At 58.6% G+C, this 25,881-nt stretch carries 22 protein-coding genes; 17 read left to right on the top strand and 5 right to left on the bottom strand.

Features of this window, described 5'->3' with window-relative positions; all coding sequences use genetic code 11:
* Positions 1-136: 136 nt before the first annotated feature.
* Positions 137-760 carry an outer membrane lipoprotein chaperone LolA gene (gene lolA / locus RHP74_RS10680; protein ID WP_007904916.1) on the bottom strand — a complete coding sequence of 208 codons (624 nt, stop codon included), beginning with the start codon at positions 758-760 and terminating at the stop codon, positions 137-139.
* 66 nt (positions 761-826) lie between these two features.
* A complete protein-coding gene (locus RHP74_RS10675) occupies positions 827-3,235 on the bottom strand; it encodes a DNA translocase FtsK (protein WP_010458906.1) in 2,409 nt (802 codons plus the stop codon).
* Positions 3,236-3,542: 307 nt separating this feature from the next.
* Here RHP74_RS10675 and trxB point away from each other — a divergent pair, with 307 nt between their 5' ends.
* From trxB to infA, 4 genes are all read left to right on the top strand, one after another.
* Positions 3,543-4,502, top strand: a complete 960-nt coding sequence (gene trxB / locus RHP74_RS10670) for a thioredoxin-disulfide reductase (protein WP_077748745.1) — start codon at positions 3,543-3,545, stop codon at positions 4,500-4,502.
* Between the two features lie 63 nt (positions 4,503-4,565).
* Positions 4,566-5,246: a leucyl/phenylalanyl-tRNA--protein transferase gene (gene aat / locus RHP74_RS10665; RefSeq protein ID WP_010458902.1), complete on the top strand. Its 681-nt coding sequence runs from the start codon at positions 4,566-4,568 to the stop codon at positions 5,244-5,246.
* 57 nt (positions 5,247-5,303) lie between these two features.
* Positions 5,304-6,011: an arginyltransferase gene (locus RHP74_RS10660; protein ID WP_010458901.1), complete on the top strand. Its 708-nt coding sequence runs from the start codon at positions 5,304-5,306 to the stop codon at positions 6,009-6,011.
* A gap of 100 nt (positions 6,012-6,111) precedes the next feature.
* Positions 6,112-6,330, top strand: a complete 219-nt coding sequence (infA, locus tag RHP74_RS10655; protein ID WP_002553999.1) for a translation initiation factor IF-1 — start codon at positions 6,112-6,114, stop codon at positions 6,328-6,330.
* Between the two features lie 242 nt (positions 6,331-6,572).
* Here infA and clpA read toward each other — a convergent pair whose 3' ends face one another.
* Together clpA and clpS are read right to left on the bottom strand one after the other, a co-directional pair.
* Entirely contained in the window at positions 6,573-8,843 is a 2,271-nt protein-coding gene (clpA, locus tag RHP74_RS10650) for an ATP-dependent Clp protease ATP-binding subunit ClpA (protein WP_007946437.1), read from the bottom strand.
* Between the two features lie 30 nt (positions 8,844-8,873).
* Positions 8,874-9,257, bottom strand: coding sequence for an ATP-dependent Clp protease adapter ClpS (clpS, locus tag RHP74_RS10645; protein WP_010458899.1), 384 nt, complete (start codon positions 9,255-9,257; stop codon positions 8,874-8,876).
* Between the two features lie 224 nt (positions 9,258-9,481).
* On the opposite strand from clpS, the gene RHP74_RS10640 reads away from it, so the two are divergent.
* On the top strand, positions 9,482-9,763 hold the full coding sequence (locus tag RHP74_RS10640) for a cold shock domain-containing protein (protein ID WP_042932186.1): 282 nt from the start codon (positions 9,482-9,484) through the stop codon (positions 9,761-9,763).
* A gap of 74 nt (positions 9,764-9,837) precedes the next feature.
* On the opposite strand, the gene icd is transcribed toward RHP74_RS10640, so the two are convergent.
* On the bottom strand, positions 9,838-11,094 hold the full coding sequence (gene icd / locus RHP74_RS10635; protein ID WP_010458895.1) for an NADP-dependent isocitrate dehydrogenase: 1,257 nt from the start codon (positions 11,092-11,094) through the stop codon (positions 9,838-9,840).
* Positions 11,095-11,588: 494 nt separating this feature from the next.
* Here icd and RHP74_RS10630 point away from each other — a divergent pair, with 494 nt between their 5' ends.
* From RHP74_RS10630 to nuoC, 12 genes are all read left to right on the top strand, one after another.
* The gene (locus RHP74_RS10630; protein WP_102595123.1) at positions 11,589-13,814 is read left to right on the top strand and encodes an NADP-dependent isocitrate dehydrogenase; all 2,226 of its coding nucleotides are present in this window, start codon (positions 11,589-11,591) and stop codon (positions 13,812-13,814) included.
* A 213-nt stretch (positions 13,815-14,027) separates the two neighbouring features.
* Entirely contained in the window at positions 14,028-14,474 is a 447-nt protein-coding gene (locus RHP74_RS10625) for an NUDIX hydrolase (protein WP_311099297.1), read from the top strand.
* Between the two features lie 59 nt (positions 14,475-14,533).
* Positions 14,534-15,658, top strand: coding sequence for a tRNA 2-thiouridine(34) synthase MnmA (gene mnmA, locus RHP74_RS10620; RefSeq protein WP_010458889.1), 1,125 nt, complete (start codon positions 14,534-14,536; stop codon positions 15,656-15,658).
* Positions 15,655-16,278, top strand: coding sequence for a high frequency lysogenization protein HflD (gene hflD / locus RHP74_RS10615; RefSeq protein WP_010458887.1), 624 nt, complete (start codon positions 15,655-15,657; stop codon positions 16,276-16,278). The genes mnmA and hflD overlap by 4 nt, the downstream gene beginning before the upstream one ends.
* Positions 16,279-16,404: 126 nt before the next feature.
* Positions 16,405-17,775: an adenylosuccinate lyase gene (gene purB / locus RHP74_RS10610; RefSeq protein ID WP_010458886.1), complete on the top strand. Its 1,371-nt coding sequence runs from the start codon at positions 16,405-16,407 to the stop codon at positions 17,773-17,775.
* A gap of 86 nt (positions 17,776-17,861) precedes the next feature.
* On the top strand, positions 17,862-19,031 hold the full coding sequence (locus RHP74_RS10605; protein ID WP_010458883.1) for a cupin domain-containing protein: 1,170 nt from the start codon (positions 17,862-17,864) through the stop codon (positions 19,029-19,031).
* A complete protein-coding gene (locus RHP74_RS10600; protein WP_010458881.1) occupies positions 19,024-19,449 on the top strand; it encodes a GNAT family N-acetyltransferase in 426 nt (141 codons plus the stop codon). The genes RHP74_RS10605 and RHP74_RS10600 overlap by 8 nt, the downstream gene beginning before the upstream one ends.
* A gap of 252 nt (positions 19,450-19,701) precedes the next feature.
* Positions 19,702-20,463, top strand: a complete 762-nt coding sequence (locus RHP74_RS10595) for a secretin N-terminal domain-containing protein (RefSeq protein ID WP_077748740.1) — start codon at positions 19,702-19,704, stop codon at positions 20,461-20,463.
* Positions 20,464-20,962: 499 nt separating this feature from the next.
* Entirely contained in the window at positions 20,963-22,288 is a 1,326-nt protein-coding gene (aceA, locus tag RHP74_RS10590) for an isocitrate lyase (RefSeq protein ID WP_010458877.1), read from the top strand.
* 636 nt (positions 22,289-22,924) lie between these two features.
* On the top strand, positions 22,925-23,338 hold the full coding sequence (locus tag RHP74_RS10585) for an NADH-quinone oxidoreductase subunit A (RefSeq protein ID WP_003223812.1): 414 nt from the start codon (positions 22,925-22,927) through the stop codon (positions 23,336-23,338).
* Positions 23,339-23,348: 10 nt separating this feature from the next.
* On the top strand, positions 23,349-24,023 hold the full coding sequence (locus tag RHP74_RS10580; protein ID WP_010458867.1) for an NADH-quinone oxidoreductase subunit B family protein: 675 nt from the start codon (positions 23,349-23,351) through the stop codon (positions 24,021-24,023).
* Between the two features lie 72 nt (positions 24,024-24,095).
* Positions 24,096-25,880, top strand: coding sequence for an NADH-quinone oxidoreductase subunit C/D (gene nuoC, locus RHP74_RS10575; protein ID WP_010458865.1), 1,785 nt, complete (start codon positions 24,096-24,098; stop codon positions 25,878-25,880).
* The last annotated feature ends 1 nt before the right edge of the window (position 25,881 follow it).

Raw genomic sequence — 25,881 nt, 5'->3', positions numbered from 1 at the left:
AAGTCTGGCGAAATCCTGTGGCGAAGGAGCTTGCTCCCGCTGGACTGCGCAGCAGTCCCATTTCGGGGGGCGCTTCGCGCCCCAAGCGGGAGCAAGCTCCCTCGCCACACAAGCCAGCTCCAACAGGTTTTGCGTCTTACTCTTGAATGACGTCGGCACCCTTGGGAATGTCGAACTTGAACTTGGACGCCGGGATCGGCTCGTTGGCCTTCACCCCGGTGAACAGGATATTGGTGCGCTGACCGACGCTGTCGATCAGTTGCATGTCATTGACCAGGCCATTGCGGAACGACAGGCGCAGGCTGTCGAACAGGGTGTCCTTGGTTTTAGGTTTCAAGGTGAAGTCGATCACGCCGCCGGCTTCCTTGGCGCTGATGTCAAAGCTCTGGCTGATCTTGGACACGTCGCCGGACAGCAGCAGCGCAGGTGTCTGGGTCAGGCGCTGGTCAAGGGTCTTGATGGTGACCTGTTCCAGGTCCGGGTCCCACAGGGACACCTTCTTGCCATCGGAAACCATCAATTGCTCTTGCGGTGCGTCGGTATGCCAGTAGAACAGGCCAGGACGCTGCAGGGACATTTGCCCGGCCGTTTCCTGCAACTGGGTGCCGCTGCCATCCAGCGTCAGCTGAGAGAAGCGCGCAGTCAGGGTCTGGGATTTTTCCAGCAGTTGGGTCAGACGCGCCACGTCCTTGTCATCGGCGTGGGCCGAGAGCGTGGTCAAAGCCAGTACCGGCAGCAACAGCATGCGGATAAGACGCATGGGAGTCCTCATAACATTCGTGGGAGTTCGGGTGGCGCATCACTGCGCCATCCTTTCAAAATCAAATCAGTCGCGTACCGGGCCAGGCGCCAGAACTTCACGCGAACCGTTGGTATTCATGGACGTCACGACCCCGGCCATTTCCATGGCTTCGATCATGCGTGCGGCGCGGTTGTAGCCGATTTTCAGCTTGCGCTGAACCGCAGAGATGGACGCACGACGGCTTTCCAGGACGAACTGCACCGCTTCGTCGTAAAGCGCATCGGATTCGCTGTCTTCGTCGCCACCGCCACTGCCACCGTCGAAACCGCTACCGGCCTCCTCAACACCGGCCAGGATCTCGTCGTTGTATTCCGGTGCACCGCGCAGTTTCCAGGCTTCAACCACCCGGTGAACCTCGTCATCGGACACGAACGCACCGTGAACACGGATCGGCAGGCTGGTGCCCGGCGGCATGTAGAGCATGTCACCGTGGCCCAGCAGTTGTTCGGCACCGCCCTGGTCGATGATCGTCCGGGAGTCGATCTTGCTCGATACCTGGAACGCCATGCGCGTCGGGATGTTGGCCTTGATCAGACCGGTGATCACGTCAACCGACGGACGCTGGGTCGCGAGGATCAAGTGGATACCGGCCGCACGGGCCTTCTGAGCGATACGGGCGATCAGTTCTTCAACCTTCTTGCCGACGATCATCATCATGTCGGCGAATTCGTCGACGACCACGACGATGGTCGGCAGTTTGGTCAGCAGCGGCGCTTCGTCATGAATGCTTTCGCGTTTGTACAACGGATCGGTCAGCGGCGTGCCCGCGTCCTGAGCTTCCTTGACCTTGGCGTTGAAGCCCGACAGGTTTCGTACGCCCATCTTCGCCATCAGTTTGTAGCGACGCTCCATCTCCGCCACGCTCCAGCGCAAGGCGTTGGCCGCGTCCTTCATGTCGGTCACGACCGGGCACAGCAGGTGCGGAATGCCTTCGTAGATCGACAGCTCGAGCATTTTCGGGTCGATCATGATCAGCTTGGCGTCTTCCGGGCCGGACTTGAACAGGATCGACAGGATCATCGCGTTCACACCCACCGACTTACCGGAACCGGTCGTACCGGCCACCAACAAGTGCGGCATTTTCGCCAGGTCAGTGATGACCGGCTTGCCGCCGATGTCGTGGCCCAGGGCCAGGGTGACCGGCGACTTGAAGTTGTCGTACTCAGGCGTCGACAGCACTTCGGAGAAACGCACGATCTGGCGGTCCTCGTTGGGAATCTCGATACCGACGGTGGTCTTGCCCGGAATCACTTCCACCACACGAACGCTGGTCACGGCCAGGGATCGCGCCAAGTCTTTCGCCAGGTTGGAGATGCGGCTGACTTTGACGCCGGCGGCCGGCTGGATTTCGTAACGGGTAATGACCGGGCCCGGATGGATCGAATCCACCGAGACTTCGACGCCGAATTCCTTGAGCTTGATTTCCAGCAAGTGGCCGACGGCGGCCAGCGATTCTGGAGAGTAATTGAGTTGTTTCTTTTCGGCCGGGTCGAGAATCGAGATCGGCGGCAAGGTGCCTTCGACGGCACTGTCGACGAACAAGGGCGCCTGCTTCTCTTTCTCGACGCGCTTGCTCGGCGCTGCCGGCTTGGGCGGCGCAGGTGCGATGACAGGCGGCACCTGCTTCTCGCGGTCCGACATGTGCTTGCTCAGGGCCTGCTCACGCTCGATGAGGCGTTCCTTGACCTTGGCTTGCTCGCGTTTGTCCGTGACCGTCGGGGCGACCACGTCATGCACGCGATCGTCGACTTCACGCAGCTGCGCCACCAGTTGTTTGCGCTCGACACGGGCGCTCCACCAGCGATTGGCCGCGCCTTGGAACAGTTCGAAAAGGTCGAGGGTGATCTTGCCGGTAACGTCCATCACCTTGAACCACGACAGGTCAGTGAACACCGTCAGGCCGAACAGGAACAGCGCGATGAACAATAGCGTGCTGCCCTGGATGTTCAGCGCGTTCCTGGCCAGGTCGCCAAGACTTTCGCCCAACGCGCCGCCCGCACCAGCCGGCAGACCGGTCGCCGCATGGAAATGGATATGCGCGAGTGCCGCGCCCGACAGCACCAGAAACACCAGGCCGATCAGGCGCCAGGAGAACAGCCAGCCGCTCCACTGCCACTGTTCGTGGCGCTGACGGAAGATCTGATAGGCCTTGATCGCCAGCAACAACGGGAAGATGTAGGCGAAGTAACCCAGCACCATGAACAGGATATCGGCGCTGTAGGAGCCGACCGGCCCGCCGAAGTTCTGTACGTCGTCGATCTTGCTGTTATGGCTCCAGCCCGGATCGTCCTTGCCATAGGTCAACAAGGCCATCATCAGGAACAGGCACAGGCCACCGATGGCGATCAATGCACCTTCCTTGAGCCGGTAGTGCAAGTGCTGGCGCCAGAGTGGAACGACGACTGTTTTGGGTGCTGCGGTGGATTTCTTCAAAACGCTTCTTTTCCTGCGCCCATGGCGCGTCCATCTGTTGAATGACTATAAAAAACTGCCCAATCCAGGCAGGTAAAAAAGTTAACACGCGCAACTGGGACTACTTTTAACATTGCACCCCGGTTTTTATAAACACGGTACGCACAGCTTATTTTGTTTCAATCACTGTTACAGACGGCATTGTACGGGTTTGTTCGCCCGATGCCATGCTTGAAGCCCTTCGGTGTAGCATAGCCAAAAGCACGTTACGCGCGTTTCAATTTGAGCATGCATTCTCTTTTGTGACAAAGGCTTATGAGGTGTTTTTATGAGCGAACCGAAGCATTCCCGCCTGATCATTCTGGGTTCCGGCCCTGCCGGATACAGCGCAGCCGTTTATGCCGCCCGCGCCAACCTCAAACCCGTTGTCATTACCGGCATACAGGCAGGTGGCCAGCTGACCACGACCGTCGAAGTCGATAACTGGCCCGGCGACGTTGAAGGCCTCACCGGCCCGGTGCTCATGGAACGCATGCAAAAACACGCCGAGCGCTTTGCCACCGAGATCGTTTACGACCACATCCACACCGCCAAGTTGCAACAACGCCCGTTCGAGCTCATCGGCGACAGCGGCACATACACCTGCGACGCGCTGATTATCGCGACCGGCGCCTCGGCGCAATATCTGGGGCTGCCTTCGGAAGAGGCCTTTGCCGGCCGAGGGGTTTCGGCCTGCGCCACGTGCGACGGATTTTTTTATCGCAACCAAGTGGTCGCGGTGGTCGGCGGCGGCAACACAGCGGTTGAAGAAGCACTGTACTTGTCGAACATCGCCAAGGAAGTCCACCTGATTCACCGGCGCGACAAGTTGCGCTCGGAGAAGATTCTCCAGGACAAACTCTTCGAAAAAGCCGCCAACGGCAATATCCGCCTGCACTGGAACCAGAATCTCGATGAAGTGCTGGGTGATGCCAGTGGCGTGACCGGCGCCCGCCTGCGCGACAGCCACACAGGCGAAACCCGTGAATTGCCACTGGCCGGCGTGTTCATCGCGATCGGCCACAAGCCCAACACTGACCTGTTCGAGGGCCAGTTGAAAATGCGCGACGGCTATCTGCTGGTCAAGGGCGGCAGCGATGGCGATGCCACAGCTACCGAGATCCCGGGCGTGTTCGCCGCCGGCGACGTGGCCGATCACGTCTACCGCCAGGCCGTAACCTCCGCCGGGGCCGGCTGCATGGCCGCGCTGGACGCCGAGAAATACCTCGACGACATTCCCACCGTTTGACGGCACACTTCACGGCGGGCCGCCAGCCCGTCACCGCCCTCCCCTTCTGCAAGCCCGGATGCCATGCTGACTTGGTTACAACGCAACACCCTGACGTTCCCGCCGTTGGAAAAAGCCATGCGCGACCCCAACGGGTTGCTGGCCGCGGGTGGAGATCTGTCCGCCGATCGTCTGATTCAGGCTTATCGCCACGGCTGCTTTCCATGGTTCTCGGAAGGCCAGCCGATCCTTTGGTGGTCGCCGGATCCGCGCACCGTCTTATTTCCCGACGAACTGCATGTCTCGCGCAGCCTGAATAAATTGCTGCGCCAGCAACGCTATCAAGTGACCTTCGATCAGGACTTTGCCTCGGTGATCAGCGCCTGTGCCGCGCCTCGGGACTACGCCGACGGCACCTGGATCACTGACGCGATGCAGACGGCTTACCTCGAGCTGCATCGACGTGGCTACGCGCATTCCGTGGAGGTTTGGGATGATGGCGTGCTGGTCGGCGGGCTCTATGGCCTGGCGATGGGTCAGCTGTTTTTCGGCGAATCCATGTTCAGCCGCGCCGACAACGCCTCGAAATATGGCTTTGCCACGCTGGTGCGACATCTGAAAGACTCAGGTTTTGTGCTGATCGACTGCCAGATGCCGACCGACCATCTGCACAGCCTCGGCGCCCGAGCGATTCCTCGGCGCGATTTCGCCAACTTCCTCGCACAACATCTGGATCAACCCAGCCGTGCAACCTGGGTTTGCTGAGCGACTTTTGCCCGTGTGGCTTACACTTAATCCAAAGCTTATTCCCGAGGGTTGATCATGACCGAGTTGGCGCGTTTGAAGTTTTATGCCACTCAGCCCCACTCTTGCAGCTATCTGCCCGAGGAGCAGGCCACGACCCTGTTTCTCGACCCTAGCCAGCCCATGGATGTGCATGTCTACGCAGACCTGTCTGAAATGGGTTTTCGTCGCAGCGGCGATCATCTCTACCGGCCTCATTGCCAGAATTGCAATGCCTGCGTCCCGGCGCGCATCCCTGTGGCGCAATTTTCGCCCAACCGTCAGCAGAAGCGCATTTTCAAACGTAACGCCGACCTGCAAGTGCGCCCGGCCCGGCCGAAATTCAGCGAAGAGTATTTCGATCTCTATCAGCGCTACATCGAACAACGTCACGCCGATGGCGACATGTACCCACCGAGTCGCGACCAGTTTTCGACGTTCCTTGTGCGCGACCTGCCATTCTCCCGATTCTACGAATTTCGTCTCGAAGGCCGGCTCCTGGCAGTGGCCGTTACCGACTTGCTGCCGAACGGTCTGTCGGCGGTCTACACCTTCTACGAACCCGATGAAGAACGTCGCAGCCTGGGTCGCTACGCGATCCTCTGGCAAATCGGCGAGGCCCGGCGCCTTGGACTGGAAGCGGTCTACCTCGGCTACTGGATCAAAAACTGCAAAAAGATGAGCTACAAGACGCAATATCGACCTATCGAACTGCTGATTAATCAGCGCTGGGTCATCCTGAACTAGAACCCCTTGGCTTAAACCCCATTTTTCGGGCACAATGCACGCCGCTTTTGCCTGGCGCAGTTGCACCGGGCCATTCATTGGACACCGAGGGCTTTACTGCATGTCGAAAGAAGACAGCTTCGAAATGGAAGGCACTGTCGTCGACACCCTGCCCAACACCATGTTTCGTGTGGAGTTGGAAAATGGGCACGTCGTAACCGCGCATATCTCCGGCAAGATGCGCAAGAACTACATTCGTATTCTTACCGGTGACAAAGTGCGCGTCGAGCTGACGCCCTATGACTTGAGCAAAGGGCGTATCACTTACCGCGCTCGCTAATCAAGTCAATACAAAACGCCCGGTTTATGCCGGGCGTTTTTGTTTGTCTGCGATTTGATGGATCAACACCATCCCCCAGTGGGAGCGAGCCTGCTCGCGATAGCGGCATTGCATTCAACATCAATGCAAGCTGACCCGCCGCCATCGCGAGCAGGCTCCCACAGGACGAGGTGTCAGGCGTTCAAATTCGGCGAACAGCAAAAAGGCGCCTCTCGGCGCCTTTTGCTTTGTCGCGGTTAACGTCAGGCCATTTCGGCCGTGGTTTCGAACTCGAAGGTCAGCTCGCCGTCCTTGAGGTCGATGTGCACCACGCCACCATGGTCGGCCAGTTCGCCAAAGAGGATCTCTTCCGCCAGCGGACGCTTGATCTTGTCCTGGATCAAACGCGCCATTGGTCGAGCACCCATTGCCGAGTCGTAGCCACCTGCTGCCAGCCAGCTTCGCGCAGCGTCGGTCACTTCCAGCTGCACGCGCTTGTCTTCCAGCTGCGCCTGAAGCTCGGTAAGGAACTTGTCCACCACGCTTTTGATGACCTCATGGCTGAGGCGACCAAACTGGATAATGGTGTCCAGACGGTTGCGGAACTCCGGCGTGAAGCTCTTCTTGATCACTTCCATCGCATCGGACGAGTGGTCCTGATGGGTGAAACCGATCGAAGCACGCGCTGCTGTTTCGGCACCGGCGTTGGTCGTCATGATGACGATCACGTTACGGAAATCCGCCTTGCGCCCGTTGTTATCGGTCAACGTACCGTGGTCCATCACCTGCAACAGCAGGTTGAAGACTTCCGGATGCGCCTTCTCGATCTCATCGAGCAACAGCACGCAGTGAGGCTGCTTGGTGATGGCTTCGGTCAGCAGACCGCCCTGATCGAACCCGACATAACCTGGAGGCGCACCGATCAGACGCGATACGGTGTGGCGCTCCATGTACTCGGACATGTCGAAACGAACCAGCTCGATGCCCAACGCCTTGGCCAGCTGACGCGCCGCTTCGGTTTTACCGACGCCGGTCGGCCCTGCGAACAGGAACGAACCGACTGGCTTGTCAGGCGACTTGAGGCCAGCACGAGACAGTTTGATCGCGGTCGACAGCGAATCGATCGCGGCATCCTGGCCAAATACCGTCAGCTTCAGGTCACGCTCAAGGTTGCGCAGCAGCTCTTTGTCGGAGCTGGTGACGTGCTTAGGCGGAATCCGCGCGATTTTCGCAACGATGTCCTCGACCTGAGGCACCTCGATGCGTTTCACGCGCTTCTCGATCGGCTGCAGACGCTGATAGGCGCCCGCCTCGTCGATGACGTCGATGGCCTTGTCCGGCATGTGCCGGTCATTGATGTAGCGCGACGCCAGTTCAGCGGCGGCACGCAACGCCTCATCGCTGTATTCGATGTTGTGGTGCGCTTCAAAACGCCCTTTCAGGCCGCGCAGGATGCCGATGGTGTCTTCAACCGAAGGCTCCGACACATCGACCTTCTGGAAGCGCCGGGCCAAGGCACGGTCCTTCTCGAAGATCCCGCGGAATTCCTGGAACGTGGTTGAGCCGATGCAACGGATATCGCCCGACGACAGCAGCGGTTTGAGCAGGTTCGAGGCATCCATGACGCCACCGGACGCGGCACCCGCACCAATGATGGTGTGGATCTCGTCGATGAACAGGATCGCCTGCGGACGTTTTTTCAGCTCATTGAGCAGCGCCTTGAAGCGCTTCTCGAAATCGCCACGGTATTTGGTCCCGGCCAGCAAGGCCCCCAGATCGAGGGAATAGACCACGCTGTTGGCCAGCAAGTCCGGCACCTGGTTGTCGACAATGCGTTTAGCCAGGCCTTCGGCAATCGCGGTTTTACCCACGCCCGCCTCGCCCACCAGCAGCGGGTTGTTTTTGCGACGACGCGCCAGGATCTGCGCGACACGCTCGACTTCCAGCTCACGGCCTACCAACGGATCGATACGACCCTGGCGCGCGAGTTCGTTGAGGTTGCTGGCATAAGCATCCAGAGGATTGCCTGAAGAAGAAGACTCACCGCCCTCGTCGTCCTGCATATCTTGCTCACCTTCAGAGTGATCGCCATGCCCCGGCACTTTGGAAATGCCATGGGCGATGTAGTTGACGACATCAATGCGCGCAACGCTCTGCTGTTTCAGCAGGAACACTGCCTGACTCTCTTGCTCACTGAAGATGGCGACCAGCACGTTAGCGCCAGTCACTTCGCGTTTGCCCGAGCTCTGTACGTGGAAAACAGCACGTTGCAGGACACGCTGGAAGCCCAGGGTTGGCTGGGTTTCGCGATCTTCGTCATGGACGGGGATCAAGGGCGTGGTGGAGTCAATGAACTCCTGCAGATCGTGCTTGAGTTTGTCGAGGTTTGCGCCGCAGGCACGCAAAACGGTGGCGGCAGCCTCATTGTCCAATAGGGCCAGCAGGAGGTGTTCGACGGTCATGAATTCATGACGCTTCGATCGAGCCTCCTTGAAGGCAAGATTGAGGGTGACTTCGAGCTCGCGGTTTAACATAGCTTCACCTCATACCCAAGTGGTCGGCGATTAACCGTCCTTCTCGATTTCACAGAGTAGCGGATGCTGGCTTTCCCTGGCGTACTGGTTGACCTGCATGGCCTTAGTCTCGGCGATGTCGCGGGTAAACACTCCACATACTGCCCGTCCTTCTGTGTGGACGGCCAGCATGACCTTGGTCGCCAGCTCCCGATTCAGGTTAAAAAACACCTCGAGCACTTCGACGACGAAATCCATCGGTGTGTAGTCATCGTTGAACAAAACCACCTTGTACATCGGCGGCGCCTGTAATGCAGGCTTTGCCTCCTGAACAGCAATGCCTGCGGAATCGTCGTCGTGGGGCTCCGGGTGATCTTTTTGGAGAGCCGGGCGATCCTGATTGAATGTTAGTCGAATCTGGCTGATTGCATGCATGGAAAGAAAGGTTCGTCAGTTGTTCAAATACAGTGGTGGGGGCGGCTATGGACGATTTCAACTCCGACCGCCCGGTCACCTTGACTATCGGCAAAACGGTGTTACAACCAATAGAGCCCACAGTGGGTAAAAAAGGTCCGCGGAGTCAATCTTATTTCGAGATTCGACTGCGGATGTACTGGATGATACTCCAGTGATGGAGTCTGTTGCAGAGGGATATGGGTATGTCAGTCGGCAAGGTGAAATGGTTCAACAATGCCAAGGGGTTCGGTTTCATTAACACCGACGCCAGAGAAGGTCGTGACGAAGATGGAAAAGATATCGACTTCTTTGCCCACTACTCGGCCATTGAGATGGACGGATATAAAACCCTCAAGGCCGGGCAAATCGTGAGTTTCCAGATTGTTCAGGGCCCCAAGGGGCTGCATGCCGTCGAAATCAAGGCTGCGACAACCGAAAATGAACAGACTGCCGCTGTCACCCCGCAGGAAACAGTAACGAGCTGACGCATCATTCAGTCATAAAAAAACCGCCCGACTCAATCACTGAATCGGGCGGTTTTTGTTATGCGGGAACTCGCTTACATATGCGAGATGAGCGCATCACCAAACGCAGAAGAAGACAGCAGTTTCGCGCCTTCCATCAGACGATGGAAATCATAGGTCACGGTTTTGGCGGAAATCGCGCCGTTGGTGCCCTTGATGATCAGGTCTGCCGCTTCGGTCCAACCCATGTGGCGCAGCATCATCTCTGCGGACAGGATCAGGGAACCCGGGTTGACCTGGTCCTTGCCGGCGTATTTCGGCGCAGTACCGTGGGTCGCTTCAAACATGGCAATGGTGTCGGACAGGTTGGCGCCCGGTGCAATACCGATACCGCCCACTTCCGCCGCCAGGGCGTCAGAGAGATAGTCGCCGTTCAGGTTCAGGGTCGCGATCACATCGTATTCGGCCGGGCGCAGCAGGATCTGCTGGAGCATGGCGTCGGCGATGGCGTCCTTGACGATGACGTTCTTGCCGGTTTTCGGGTTCTTGAACTGCATCCACGGACCGCCGTCGAGCAGGGTCGCACCGAATTCTTCAGCGGCCACTTCGTAGGCCCATTCCTTGAAGGCACCTTCGGTGAACTTCATGATGTTGCCTTTGTGCACGATGGTCAGCGAGTCGCGGTCGTTGTCGACCACATACTGCAACGCCTTGCGCGCCAGACGTTTGGTGCCTTGCAGGGAAACCGGCTTGATGCCGATACCGCAGTTTTCGTCGAAACGGATCTTGGTGACGCCCATTTCATCTTTGAGGAACTTGATGACCTTGGTCGCTTCCGGCGAACCGGCTTTCCATTCGATACCGGCGTAGATGTCTTCCGAGTTCTCACGGAAGATCGTCATATCGACATCGCCTGGCTTCTTGACCGGGCTAGGCACGCCTTCGAACCAGCGCACCGGGCGCAGGCATACATAAAGGTCGAGTTGCTGACGCAGGGCCACGTTCAGGGAACGGATACCGCCACCGACCGGGGTGGTCAGAGGGCCCTTGATGGAAACCACGTAATCCTTGACTGCGTCCAGGGTTTCCTGGGGAAGCCAGGTGTCCTGATCGTAAACCTGAGTCGCTTTCTCCCCGGCATAGACTTCCATCCAGGAAATTTTGCGCTCGCCGCCGTAAGCCTTCTTAACAGCAGCATCGACAACCTTGATCATGACCGGGCTGATATCAACGCCAATACCATCACCTTCGATGAAGGGGATGATCGGGTTGTTAGGAACATTGAGAGAATGGTCCGCGTTGACGGTGATTTTGTCGCCGACTGCTGGAACCTGAATCTTCTTGTATCCCATGCTGAACTCCATTGTTTGGATTGAACATCTGGCTTCGTTCGAGCGTACCCCAGTTAAATCGGCACGCAAACCCTATGTTCCATCCATCTGCCGCAAAGCTGCACAGTTCGCGACGTACAAGCCTGAAAGCAAAGGGAAAAGCGCCAAACTCAAGCACGGTGCAAGACTCTACGCCCCCCTCGCCCCTGCGACCTTTAGACCAATGGACGAGAATCGTTGCATATGAACCATCGGCAGATTGCCAGCTACCTATGTATAATGCCGCCCGCTGACCGCAGAGTCACGATGGCCGACCTCTCTACTACGAGGCTTGGGGCCTGAAAAAGCAGGGTTGTTACCGCAACCCACCCGCTTGACGCTCGACCGATGCACCCAACATCACCGCAAAGAAACCTCGACATTCGGCTCATGGATGACTTTGAACGAACGCGCTTACCCGGCGCCCCTCGAGTTTCTGCGCACGCTTTAGCAAAGAAGAGAGAGTTAATCCGAATATGCCCACCCGCTCGAAGATCATCTATACCTTCACCGACGAAGCTCCCGCCCTCGCCACCTATTCACTGTTGCCTATCGTAGAAGCGTTCACCGCTTCGGCTGATATCGCCGTGGAAACCCGCGATATCTCTCTTGCAGGGCGCATCCTGGCCAGCTTCCCCGAGCAATTGGGTGACAAAGCCGTAGCCGACCACCTCGCCGAACTGGGCGATCTGGCCGTTACGCCTGAAGCCAACATCATCAAGCTGCCGAACATCAGCGCCTCGGTTCCGCAACTGCAAGCCGCAATCAAAGAGCTGCAAGCCCAGGGCTTCGCCCTGCCGGACTACCCGGAAACCGTGACCACCGACGCCGACAAGCTCGCCAAGTCGCGCTACGACAAGATCAAGGGCAGCGCCGTGAACCCGGTTCTGCGCGAAGGCAACTCTGATCGTCGTGCACCGCTGTCGGTCAAGAACTATGCACGCAAGCACCCGCACAAAATGGGCGCCTGGGCTGCGGACTCCAAGTCCCATGTCGCACACATGAGCACCGGTGATTTCTACGGCAGCGAAAAAGCCGCCCTGATCGACGCCGCTGATGCCGTCAAAATCGAACTGATCGCTCAAGACGGCACCACCACCGTCCTGAAAGAAAAAACCACCGTGCAAGCCGGTGAGATCCTCGATTGCGCGGTCATGAGCAAAAACGCTCTGCGCAGCTTCATCGCTGCCGAGATCGAAGACGCCAAGCAAAAAGGCGTGCTGCTGTCGGTTCACTTGAAAGCCACCATGATGAAGGTCTCCGACCCGATCATGTTCGGCCAGATCGTTGCCGAGTTCTATAAAGACGCACTGGCCAAGCACGCTGACGTGCTGGCACAGATCGGTTTCAACCTGAACAACGGCATCGGCGACCTGTACGCTCGCATCAAGGCCTTGCCGGCCGAGCAACAAGCGCAGATCGAAGCGGACATCCAGGCGGTCTACGCCGTTCGTCCGTCGTTGGCCATGGTCAACTCCGACAAAGGCATCACCAACCTGCACGTGCCGAGCGACGTGATCGTCGACGCCTCGATGCCGGCGATGATCCGTGACTCCGGCAAAATGTGGGGCACTGACGGTCAGCTGCACGACACCAAGGCGGTGATCCCGGATCGCTGCTACGCCACCATCTACCAGGCGGTGATCGAAGACTGCAAGCTGCACGGCGCTTTCGATCCGACCACCATGGGCAGCGTGCCAAACGTTGGCCTGATGGCGAAAAAAGCCGAAGAGTACGGCTCCCACGACAAGACGTTCCAGATCAAGGCCAACGGCGTGGTTCGGGTTTCCGACGGCGCTGGCCGCACTCTGCTGGAGCAGTCGGTTGAAGCCGGCGACATCTTCCGCATGTGCCAGACCAAAGACGCGCCGATCCAGGATTGGGTCAAACTGGCCGTCAACCGTGCCCGTGCAAGCGCAACCCCGGCTATTTTCTGGCTGGACCCGATGCGCGCCCACGACGGTGTAGTGATCGAGAAAGTTCAGGCCTACCTGAAGGATCACGACACCTCCGGCCTGGACATCCGCATCATGTCGCCAGTCGACGCGATGGCCTTCACCTTGGGCCGTACCCGCGAAGGCAAGGACACCATCTCGGTGACCGGCAACGTACTGCGCGACTACCTGACCGACCTGTTCCCGATCATGGAACTGGGCACCAGCGCCAAGATGCTGTCAATCGTTCCGCTGATGAATGGCGGCGGCCTGTTCGAAACCGGCGCCGGCGGTTCGGCACCGAAGCACGTTCAACAGCTGCTGGAAGAGAACTTCCTGCGCTGGGATTCCCTGGGCGAGTTCCTGGCCCTGGCCGCTTCCCTTGAGCATCTGGGTGTTACTTACAACAACCCGAAAGCGCTGGTGCTGGCCAAGACCCTGGATCAGGCCACTGGCCAGTTCCTGGACAACAACAAGTCGCCATCGCGCAAAGTCGGCAATATCGACAACCGCGGCAGCCACTTCTACCTGGCGCTGTACTGGGCCCAGGCCCTGGCCGCCCAGACCGAAGACGCTGCACTGCAAGCGCAGTTCGGCGAACTGGCCAAGACCCTGGCCGAGAACGAAGCAACCATCGTTGCCGAGCTCAACGCCGTTCAGGGCAAGCCAGTGGACATCGGCGGTTACTACCACGCTAATGCCGAGCTGATCAGCAAGGCCATGCGCCCAAGCAACACCTTCAACGCCGCGATCGCTGCGTTGGTTTAAGGTTGTAAGGATGCAAAGAAGCCCCGGCCCAGTGCCGGGGTTTCTGTTTGTGCCCCACACTTTTCATCTATGAAATACGCACCAATGTGGGAGCGAGCCTGCTCGCGATAGCGATATATCATTCAACATTGATGTCGACCGACCCACCGTCATCGCGAGCAGGCTCGCTCCCACACTGTTCTTTATTCCAATATTAGAAACCGAGGAAGCTTCATGGATTGGAAACCCCACATCACCGTCGCCACCATCGTCGAAGACAACGGACGCTTCCTGATGGTCGAAGAAACCAAGCACGGACGAACGGTGCTCAACCAGCCGGCCGGCCATCTGGACCCGGACGAAACCCTGATCGAAGCCGCCGTGCGCGAAACCCTGGAAGAAACCGGCTGGGACGTCGAACCGACCGGCGTGGTGGGCATTTACCTCTACACCGCCCCCAGCAACGGCGTGACCTACCAGCGGGTCTGTTTCACCGCGAAGCCGCTCAAACATTACCCCGACTATCAACTGGATGACGGCATCGTCGGCGCAAAATGGCTGACGCGTGACGAATTGCTGGCACAGCGCGCAAACTGGCGCAGTGAGCTGATCATCCGCTGTATCGATGATTATCTGGACGGCCAGCACTACAGTCTCGAACTGATCCGCCCTTCTCTTTAGCCTTGCGGGCTTCGGCCTGTTAGAATCGCGTCCTTTTTCAAGACACTCATTGAATCCCTATGCGTGATCCAGCCCCTTCTGACACACAAAAGAAGCGCGTCATTGTCGGCATGTCCGGCGGCGTGGACTCTTCCGTTTCCGCTCTCCTGCTGATCGAGCAGGGTTATGAGGTGGAAGGCCTGTTCATGAAGAACTGGGAAGAAGACGATGGAACGGAATACTGCACCGCCATGGACGACCTGGCGGATGCCCAGGCCGTGTGCGACAAGATTGGCATCAAGCTGCACACCGCCAATTTCGCCGCCGAGTACTGGGACAACGTGTTCGAGCACTTCCTGGCCGAGTACAAGGCCGGTCGCACGCCAAACCCGGACATCCTGTGCAACCGCGAGATCAAGTTCAAGGCGTTCCTCGACTACGCCATGGTGCTCGGCGCCGACCTGATCGCTACCGGCCACTACGTGCGCCGCCGCGACATCGATGGCCGCACCGAACTGCTCAAGGGCCTGGACCCGAACAAGGACCAGAGCTATTTCCTGCACGCCGTCGGCGGCGAACAGATCGCCAAGACCCTGTTCCCGGTCGGCGAACTGGAAAAGCCCGAAGTGCGCGCGATTGCCGAGAAACACGAACTCGCCACCGCGAAGAAAAAGGATTCCACAGGGATCTGCTTTATCGGCGAACGCCGCTTCAGTGACTTCCTCAAGCAATACCTGCCGGCCCAACCGGGCGAGATCAAGACCACCGAAGGTGAAGTCATCGGCCGTCACCACGGCTTGATGTATCACACCATCGGCCAGCGTCAGGGCCTGGGCATCGGCGGCTTGAAAGACGCCGGTGACGAGCCATGGTACGTGCTGATCAAGGACCTGGAACACAACGAGCTGATCGTCGGCCAGGGCAATGACCATCCTTACCTGTTCTCCCGCGCCCTGCTCGCCTCGGACATCTATTGGGTCAACCCGATCGATCTGACCGAGCCGCGCAAGTTGACCGCCAAGGTTCGTTATCGCCAAAGCGATCAGCCCTGCACGCTGGAAAAAACCGCCACCGGCTATCGCGCCACCTTCGATGACCCACAGCGCGCGGTCACCCCGGGCCAGTCCGTGGTGTTCTACGACGGTGAAATATGCCTCGGCGGCGGCGTGATTGAAGTCGCAGAGCCATGGAGCAGCAAGGCATGAACCCCACTCAGGAGCAACTGACGGCGCTGGGCGGCGTGTTTCTCGCCGCCGTCCTCGTCGACAAGATTGCCAAGACCGGCCAGACCACCGAAGCCGGCCTGACCTGCATGCTCGGCAGCCTGCTGATCCGCGACCCCAAGGACACCCTGGAAGTGTACGGCGGCGACGACCTCAATCTGCGCGAAGGCTATCGCGCATTGATCGGCGCCCTGGAACGCGACCCGAGCACCCTGCAGCGCGAACCGCTGCGTTACGCCCTGGCCATGCTGGGCCTGGAGCGTCAGCTGGCCAAGCGCGACGACTTGCTCGATGTGATCGGCAAGCGTTTGCCGCAGATTCAATCCCAGGTCGAGCACTTCGGCCCGGCCCACGAAAACGTGATTGCGGCCTGCGGTGCGCTGTACCAGGACACCCTGAGCACCTTGCGCCAACGGATTCAGGTCCACGGCGACATGCGCAACCTGCAGCAACCGAGCAACGCCTCGAAAATCCGCGCCCTGTTGCTGGCCGGGATTCGTTCGGCGCGCCTGTGGCGGCAGTTGGGCGGCCATCGCTGGCAGCTGGTGATCAGCCGTCGCAAGTTGCTCAAAGAGCTTTACCCGCTGATGCGCAGCAGCTGAACCGCGCCCGCAACACCGCTTTAGATCTGTAACGCGTAATACGCCGGTCAGTTGGCAACGGACCGGCGGATTTTTTCATGTATGATACGCGCCCCATTTCGTTGCCCGACTGTCCGAGAACACCCCATGCAGCTTTCTTCGCTCACTGCGGTTTCCCCTGTTGACGGCCGCTACGCCGGCAAAACCCAGGCCCTGCGCCCAATTTTCAGCGAGTACGGCCTGATCCGTGCTCGCGTTCTGGTTGAAGTGCGCTGGCTCCAGCGCCTGGCCGCTCACCCAGGCATCAGCGAAGTGCCGGCGTTCTCCGCCGAAGCCAACGCGGTGCTGAACACCCTGGCGGAGAACTTCGCTCTGGAGCACGCCGAGCGTGTCAAAGAGATCGAGCGCACCACCAACCACGACGTCAAAGCCATCGAATACCTGCTCAAGGAGCAGGCGGCCAAGCTGCCGGAACTGGCCAAGGTCAGCGAGTTCATCCACTTTGCCTGCACCAGCGAGGACATCAACAACCTGTCCCACGCCCTGATGCTGCGCGAAGGTCGTGATGATGTGATGCTGCCGCTGATGCGCCAGACCGCTCAAGCCATCCGCGAACTGGCCATCCGTTTCGCTGACGTGCCAATGCTGTCGCGCACCCACGGTCAACCGGCCTCGCCGACCACCCTGGGCAAAGAGCTGGCGAACGTGGTTTACCGTCTGGAGCGTCAGATCGCTCAAGTCGCTGCCGTTCCGCTGCTGGGCAAGATCAACGGCGCTGTCGGCAACTACAACGCTCACCTGTCGGCCTACCCTGAGATCGACTGGGAAGAGAACGCCCGCGCCTTCATCGAAGACGAGCTGGGCCTGGGCTTCAACCCGTACACCACGCAGATCGAACCGCACGACTACATCGCCGAGCTGTTCGACGCGATCGCCCGCTTCAACACCATCCTGATCGACTTCGACCGCGACATCTGGGGCTACATTTCCCTGGGCTATTTCAAGCAGCGCACCATCGCTGGCGAAATCGGTTCGTCGACCATGCCGCACAAGGTCAACCCGATCGACTTCGAAAACTCCGAAGGCAACCTGGGTATCGCCAACGCGCTGTTCCAGCATTTGGCGAGCAAGCTGCCGATCTCCCGCTGGCAGCGTGACCTGACCGACTCCACCGTGCTGCGCAACCTCGGTGTCGGCTTCGCCCACAGCGTGATCGCGTACGAAGCCAGCCTCAAGGGCATCAGCAAACTGGAGCTCAACGCTCAGAAGATCGCAGCTGACCTGGACGCGTGCTGGGAAGTGCTGGCCGAGCCGATCCAGACCGTGATGCGTCGCTACAACATCGAAAACCCGTATGAAAAGCTGAAAGAGTTGACGCGTGGCAAGGGCATCAGCCCTGAAGCACTGCAAACTTTCATCGACGGCCTGGACATGCCAGCCGCTGCCAAGGCCGAGCTGAAATTGCTCACCCCGGCGAACTACATCGGTAACGCCGTGGCACAAGCCAAACGCATCTGATCGACCGTTTTACCCGTTTGAGACGCCCGGCAGCGCCGGGCGTTTTTATTCCCGTCTGAAAAGTGCATTTTTTCAATAGGTTACACATGAATCCTGACATTCCTCTTCAACTTCTGGGCGGCATCACGGCGCGCGAATTCCTGCGCGACTACTGGCAGAAAAAACCCCTGCTGATCCGCCAGGCGATTCCTGAATTCGAAAGCCCGATTGACGCCGACGAACTGGCTGGCCTGGCGCTGGAAGAAGAAGTTGAATCGCGCCTGGTAATCGAAAACGGCGAGCGCCCTTGGGAATTGCGTCGCGGTCCGTTCGCCGAAGACGAATTCAGCAAACTGCCGGAACGTGACTGGACCCTGCTGGTTCAAGCGGTTGACCAGTTCGTTCCGGAAGTTTCTGAGCTGCTGGAAAACTTCCGCTTCCTGCCGAGCTGGCGCGTCGACGACGTGATGATCAGCTTCGCCGCCCCGGGTGGCAGCGTCGGCCCACACTTCGATAACTACGATGTGTTCCTGCTGCAGGGTCACGGCAAGCGCAACTGGAAAATCGGCCAGATGTGCGATTCCGAGAGCAAGTTGCTGCAACACGCGGACCTGCGCATCCTCGCTGATTTCGAAGCCACCGATGAGTGGGTCCTGGAACCTGGCGACATGCTCTACCTGCCGCCGCGCCTGGCCCACTGCGGTGTTGCGATTGATGACTGCATGACCTACTCGGTCGGCTTCCGCGCCCCGAGCGCTTCTGAAGTGCTGACTCACTTCACTGACTTCCTCAGCCAGTTCCTGACCGATGAAGAGCGCTACACCGATGCCGACGCCCTGCCGGCGGTCGATCCGCACCAGATTCAGCACGACGCCCTTGATCGCCTGAAAGCCTTGCTGGCCGAGCACATGAGCGACGAGCGCCTGCTGCTGACCTGGTTTGGCCAGTACATGACCGAGCCGCGCTACCCGGAACTCGTGGTAGGCCCGGAAGAGATCGAAGAAGACGACCTGCTTGCCAGCCTGGAGCAAGGCGCAATACTGATCCGCAACCCGAGCGCACGCCTGGCCTGGTCCGAAGTCGATGACGACCTCCTGCTGTTCGCCAGCGGCCAGAGCCGTTATCTGCCAGGCAAGCTGCGTGAGCTGCTGAAAATGATCTGCGCTGCCGACTCCCTGCACGCTGACAATCTGGGCGAGTGGCTGACCGACGAAGACAGCCGCGGCTTGCTGTGCGAACTGATCAAGCAAGGAAGCCTGGGGTTTGCCGATGAATAAAATTCACGTTCGTGTCGCAGACTGGCAAAAGGACAACGCCGAGATCCGGCGCATTCGTGAGACGGTGTTCATTGCCGAGCAATCCGTTCCGCCAGAATTGGAATGGGATGCGGATGACGCAACGGCGGTGCATTTCCTGGCCTTCGAAGGCGACTTTCCGATTGGCACCGCCCGCCTGCTGCCCGATGGGCACATTGGCCGGGTCTCGGTGCTGAAAGACTGGCGCGGTTTGAAAGTCGGCGATGCGCTGATGCAAGCGGTGATCGGTGAAGCCGAGAAGCGCGATCTGAAGCAGCAGATGCTGAGCGCACAGGTCCAGGCCACGGCGTTCTATGAGCGCCTGGGCTTCAGACAGGTCAGTGAGGAATTCCTGGAAGCCGGGATTTCTCATGTGGACATGGTGCGGCACTCCGCTTAATTCCCTGTGATGGGTGATTACTGTGGCGAGGGAGCTTGCTCCCGCTGGGGCGCGAAGCGTTCCCAAGATTTTTAGGGCTGCTGTGCAGCCCAGCGGGAGCAAGCTCCCTCGCCACAAAAGCCCGCCAGAACACCACAAAACGCCTCGCCATCGACCGATGCCGGGGCGTTTTGCTGTCTACGATTCAACTTGCCCCACGCCGGGCCGACAAACTGGCAATATCAACACTTCAAGATGTCGGAGATAACGGATATGTCCCTACGCACCCTGCTCACCACGCTGCTGCTGACGTGCAGTTTTTCAGTCATGGCAGCCACCGAGATCGTGCCCCTGAATTACCACACCAGCGCCGATATGCTACCCATGGCACAGGATTTCATCGGCAAGGACGGCCAGGTCAGCGCTTACGGCAACCAACTGATTGTCAACGCAGAACAGCGCAAGATCGACGAACTTAAGGCCCTTGTCGCACAACTCGACGTTGCTGCAAAGCGCCTGCTGATCACGGTCGACACCAACGAAAACAACTTCCAGGGCGACCAGGGCTACTCGGTCAACGGCGCCAAACCGAGCCAGACGCGCATCATCAATCGCAGCACCGATAGCCGTGATGGCGGCATCCAGCAGATTCAGGCCAGTGAAGGCACACCGGCGCTGATTCAGGTCGGCCAAAGCGTCCCGCTCACCAGCACTCAGACCGATTCCTATGGTGATCTGCGCAGCCAGACCGAGTACCGCAACGTCACTCAGGGCTTCTACGTCACCGCCAGCGTTACCGGCGACATCGTTCACCTGGCGATCAGTACCAACCGTGACCGCATGAGCCAGGAACGTCCAGATGTAGTGAATGTGCAAAGTACCGACACAACTGTCACGGGACGCCTGGGCGAGTGGATCACCCTGGCCGGTGTGAACCGTCAGACCCAGGCCGATAAACAGGGCCAGACCCGCAGCTACTCGACTCAGGGCCGGGATGACATGACGTTGCGGGTGAAAGTCGATACTTTGGACTAAACCACCGAAAACTGACTGATTAGTCGTATTAGACCAAAGATGTAGTGCCCGAAAAAAAGCACTACAAAACGTTTGACGATACAAAAAAGCAAAGGCATGATGGCCTCGCTCCCGCTAATCAGGGGCCCTGGCAAGGGCCTTCGAGGCGCTGCTCGCATCTACCCCGCGAGCCGCTTCGTGTCTGTACCGCCCACAAGGTGTGTTTGACGAGGTTGCCGACTGGAACGAAGTTGTCCCGAGGGACGGAAGCGTAATTAGGTAACCCGGCTCCACACTGAAGTTCGTACCAAGGCCCACGACGCCCGAATGCGCTCGCCAGTTCGCCCTTACCTGCTCACTTCCCCTCGAGCCCATCGTTCATCCCGTCGCCAATCCCGCCGAATCCGACTTGACCACCTAAGCTTCTGGTCAGCGAGCAGCCTCTTACGCCCCAATTGAATCGCGTACTTGGCAGGAGCAGGAATTTTCCACACAGACCTATGCGACGAGGTTTATCTCCATGGCACTGACACGCGAACAGCAAATTGCAGCCCTCGAAAAAGATTGGGCTGAAAACCCACGCTGGAAAGGCGTGACACGCGCTTACTCCGCTGCTGACGTCGTCCGCCTGCGTGGCTCGGTTCAACCTGAGCACACCTTTGCAAAACTGGGCGCCGAGAAGCTGTGGAACCTGGTCACCCAGGGCGCCAAGCCATCCTTCCGTCCTGATAAAGATTTCGTCAACTGCATGGGCGCCCTGACCGGCGGCCAGGCTGTACAACAAGTCAAAGCCGGTATCCAGGCAATCTACCTGTCGGGCTGGCAGGTTGCTGCGGACAACAACTCCGCCGAATCGATGTACCCGGACCAGTCGCTGTACCCGGTGGACTCGGTTCCAACCGTGGTCAAGCGCATCAACAACTCGTTCCGTCGTGCCGACCAGATCCAGTGGAAAGCCGGCAAAGGCCCGGGCGACGAAGGTTACATCGACTACTTCGCACCGATCGTGGCTGACGCTGAAGCCGGTTTCGGCGGCGTTCTGAACGCTTACGAGCTGATGAAGAGCATGATCGAAGCAGGCGCCGCCGGCGTTCACTTCGAAGACCAACTGGCTTCCGTGAAAAAATGCGGCCACATGGGCGGCAAGGTACTGGTTCCTACCCAGGAAGCTGTACAGAAGCTGACCGCTGCTCGTCTGGCAGCTGACGTTGCTGGCACACCGACCATCATTTTGGCTCGTACCGACGCTAACGCGGCTGACCTGCTGACTTCCGATTGCGACCCATACGACCAGCCGTTCGTGACTGGCGAACGTACTCAGGAAGGCTTCTACAAAGTACGCGCCGGCCTGGACCAGGCAATCGCTCGCGGCCTGGCTTACGCTCCGTATGCCGACCTGATCTGGTGCGAAACCGCCAAGCCGGACCTGGACGAAGCTCGTCGTTTCGCTGAAGCGATCAAAAAGGAATACCCGGACCAACTGCTGTCGTACAACTGCTCGCCTTCCTTCAACTGGAAGAAAAACCTGGACGACGCGACCATCGCCAAGTTCCAGCGCGAACTGTCCGCCATGGGTTACAAGCACCAGTTCATCACCCTGGCCGGCATTCACAACATGTGGCACAGCATGTTCAACCTGGCGCACGACTACGCCCGCAACGACATGACTGCCTACGTGAAACTGCAAGAGCAAGAGTTCGCTGACGCTTCGAAGGGCTACACCTTCGTGGCTCACCAGCAGGAAGTGGGCACCGGCTACTTCGACGACATGACCACCGTGATTCAAGGTGGCACGTCTTCGGTAACCGCTCTGACCGGTTCGACTGAAGAAGAACAGTTCCACTGATCCGATTCGCCTGAGCAAACGGCCGTTGCGGACCGAATAGAAAGCTAACCGCAACGTCGCACATCTGACGCCCCGACTGGTTCGGGGCGTTTTTTTGCCTGCATTTTTAAAACACCACCGCCCCCCGTAGGAGCGAGGCTTGCCCGCGAAGAATACGCCACAGTGCTTCAGACTTACCGCGTCAGCGTTCTTCGCGGGCAAGCCTCGCTCCTACGGGGGAACGCGTGCAGCCAAAAACCTTGATTCAGAGCAGTTTCAAGATCAGGAAAGCAGGGTAAAACAACCCCGCCCGCTACTTGTAGTAACGCGCATATAAGACAACTTCCCCGCCCCAACCTGGATAACCAGTTTAAAAACCATCGCAAACAATAATGATTGTCATTTGGCGGCAACTATGTTCGTTACATTCCCTACAAAACAATATTGATGAAAACCCGGCTAATGCCCGCAACGCATGGGCTGCGTGGCTTTGGAGGTGCGCTATGTCCTTATTCCTGTAAATAATTTCGCTATAGGAATTTTACTTGCACGGTGTTGTGCCATAAAATCAGCGGGATTGATTGCTGCGACATATCGTCACTGCGTTGTTTCTTTTTCAAGCTCAGAGACCTTTGCTCTCTGTTAAGGATTTCCAGCATGCCCGAAGCGACAGGACTCATGGCCCACAACTGGGGCTTTGCCATTTTCCTTCTGGGCGTTGTCGGCCTCTGCGCCTTCATGCTCGGCGTCTCCAGCCTCCTCGGGTCAAAAGCCTGGGGCCGCAGCAAAAACGAACCGTTCGAGTCAGGCATGCTACCTACAGGTGGCGCCCGCTTGCGGCTCTCAGCCAAATTCTATCTGGTCGCGATGCTCTTCGTGATCTTCGATATCGAAGCCCTCTTTCTCTTTGCCTGGTCTGTGTCCGTCCGCGAAAGCGGCTGGACCGGATTCGTCGAAGCTCTCGTTTTCATAGCAATTCTGTTGGCAGGTCTTGTCTACCTGTTCCGAGTGGGCGCCCTTGACTGGGCTCCGGAAGCTCGTCGCAAGCGGCAGGCGAAGCTGAAACAATGAGGCTTTGGCAATGCAATACAATCTCACCAGGATCGACCCCGATGCTCCTAACGAGCAGTACCCGATTGGCGAACGGGAAACCGTTTCCGATCCGTTAGAAGATCAAGTCCACAAAAACATCTTCATGGGCAAGCTCGAAGACGTGCTTAACGGCACAGTCAACTGGGGGCGCAAGAACTCCCTGTGGCCGTATAACTTCGGTCTTTCGTGCTGCTACGTGGAAATGACCACCGCCTTCACGGCGCCCCACGACATCGCGCGCTTTGGCGCCGAGGTTATCCGGGCATCGCCGCGCCAGGCGGATTTCATGGTTATCGCTGGTACCTGCTTCATCAAGATGGCGCCGATCATTCAGCGTCTCTACGAGCAAATGCTCGAACCTAAATGGGTTATCTCTATGGGTTCGTGCGCCAACTCCGGTGGCATGTACGACATCTACTCCGTCGTTCAAGGGGTGGACAAGTTCCTGCCCGTGGACGTCTACGTGCCTGGCTGCCCGCCCCGCCCTGAAGCTTTTTTGCAAGGCTTGATGCTTTTGCAAGAGTCGATTGGACAGGAGCGTCGTCCGCTTTCCTGGGTCGTCGGTGATCAAGGCGTGTACCGCGCCGAGATGCCTTCGCAAAAGGAACAGCGCCGCGAACAGCGAATCGCAGTCACCAACCTGCGCAGCCCCGACGAAGTCTGATCCAGCTCTGCTTCTTTAATAGAACGAGAACCTGGCTTCATTCTTTACGTTGACCGAAAGCGATAAATAACCATGACTACAGGCAGTGCTCTGTACATCCCGCCTTATAAGGCAGACGACCAGGATGTGGTCGTCGAACTGAACAACCGTTTTGGCCCCGAGGCGTTCACCGCCCAGCCTACCCGCACCGGCATGCCGGTGCTTTGGGTTGCCCGTGCCAAACTCGTCGAAGTCCTGACCTTCCTGCGCAACCTGCCCAAGCCGTACGTCATGCTCTATGACCTGCACGGCGTGGACGAGCGTCTGCGCACCAAGCGTCAGGGGCTGCCAAGCGGCGCAGACTTCACAGTGTTCTATCACTTGATGTCGATCGAACGTAATAGTGACGTCATGATCAAGGTCGCCTTGTCCGAGAGCGACCTTAGCGTGCCGACCGTGACCGGCATCTGGCCGAACGCCAACTGGTACGAGCGTGAAGTGTGGGACATGTACGGCATCAACTTTGCCGGTCACCCGCACCTGACCCGCATCATGATGCCGCCGACCTGGGAAGGTCACCCACTGCGCAAGGACTTCCCGGCCCGTGCCACCGAGTTCGATCCGTTCAGCCTGACCCTGGCCAAGCAACAGCTTGAGGAAGAAGCCGCGCGCTTCAAGCCTGAAGACTGGGGCATGAAGCGTTCCGGGGCGAACGAGGACTACATGTTCCTCAACCTCGGTCCTAACCACCCTTCTGCGCACGGTGCGTTCCGCATCATCTTGCAGCTGGACGGTGAAGAGATCGTCGACTGCGTGCCGGACGTCGGTTACCACCACCGTGGTGCCGAGAAGATGGCCGAGCGTCAGTCCTGGCACAGTTTCATTCCGTACACCGACCGTATCGACTACCTCGGCGGCGTGATGAACAACCTGCCGTACGTGCTCTCGGTCGAGAAGCTGGCCGGCATCAAGGTGCCAGAGAAGGTCGACGTCATCCGCATCATGATGGCCGAGTTCTTCCGGATCACCAGCCACCTGCTGTTCCTGGGGACTTACATCCAGGACGTCGGCGCCATGACCCCGGTGTTCTTCACGTTCACCGACCGTCAGAAGGCGTACACGGTGATCGAAGCCATTACCGGTTTCCGTCTGCACCCGGCCTGGTACCGCATCGGCGGCGTCGCTCACGACCTGCCGCGCGGCTGGGAAAAACTGGTGAAAGACTTCGTCGAGTGGATGCCAAAGCGCCTGGACGAATACCAGAAAGCCGCGCTGGACAACAGCATCCTCAAAGGCCGGACCATCGGTGTCGCCGCCTACAACACCAAAGAAGCCTTCGAATGGGGCGTCACTGGTGCAGGCTTGCGTTCGACCGGTTGCGACTTCGACCTGCGCAAAGCGCGCCCGTACTCCGGTTACGAGAACTTCGAATTCGAAGTGCCGCTGGCCGTCAATGGCGATGCCTACGATCGTTGCATCGTGCGCGTCGAAGAAATGCGCCAGAGCATCAAGATCATCGAGCAGTGCATGCGCAACATGCCGGAAGGCCCGTACAAGGCGGATCACCCGCTGACCACGCCGCCACCGAAAGAACGCACGCTGCAGCACATCGAGACCCTGATCACGCACTTCCTGCAAGTTTCGTGGGGCCCGGTCATGCCGGCCAACGAATCCTTCCAGATGATCGAAGCGACCAAGGGCATCAACAGTTATTACCTGACGAGCGATGGCGGCACCATGAGCTACCGCACCCGGATTCGCACCCCAAGCTTCCCGCACCTGCAGCAGATCCCTTCGGTGATCAAAGGCAGCATGGTCGCGGACTTGATCGCGTACCTGGGTAGTATCGATTTCGTTATGGCCGACGTGGACCGCTAAG

The organism is Pseudomonas sp. SG20052 (genome assembly GCF_031766055.1).
Taxonomy (GTDB): domain Bacteria; phylum Pseudomonadota; class Gammaproteobacteria; order Pseudomonadales; family Pseudomonadaceae; genus Aquipseudomonas; species Aquipseudomonas mandelii.
Note: the sequence above shows the minus strand (reverse complement) of the source record. Positions and strands in the feature narration are given on the sequence as shown.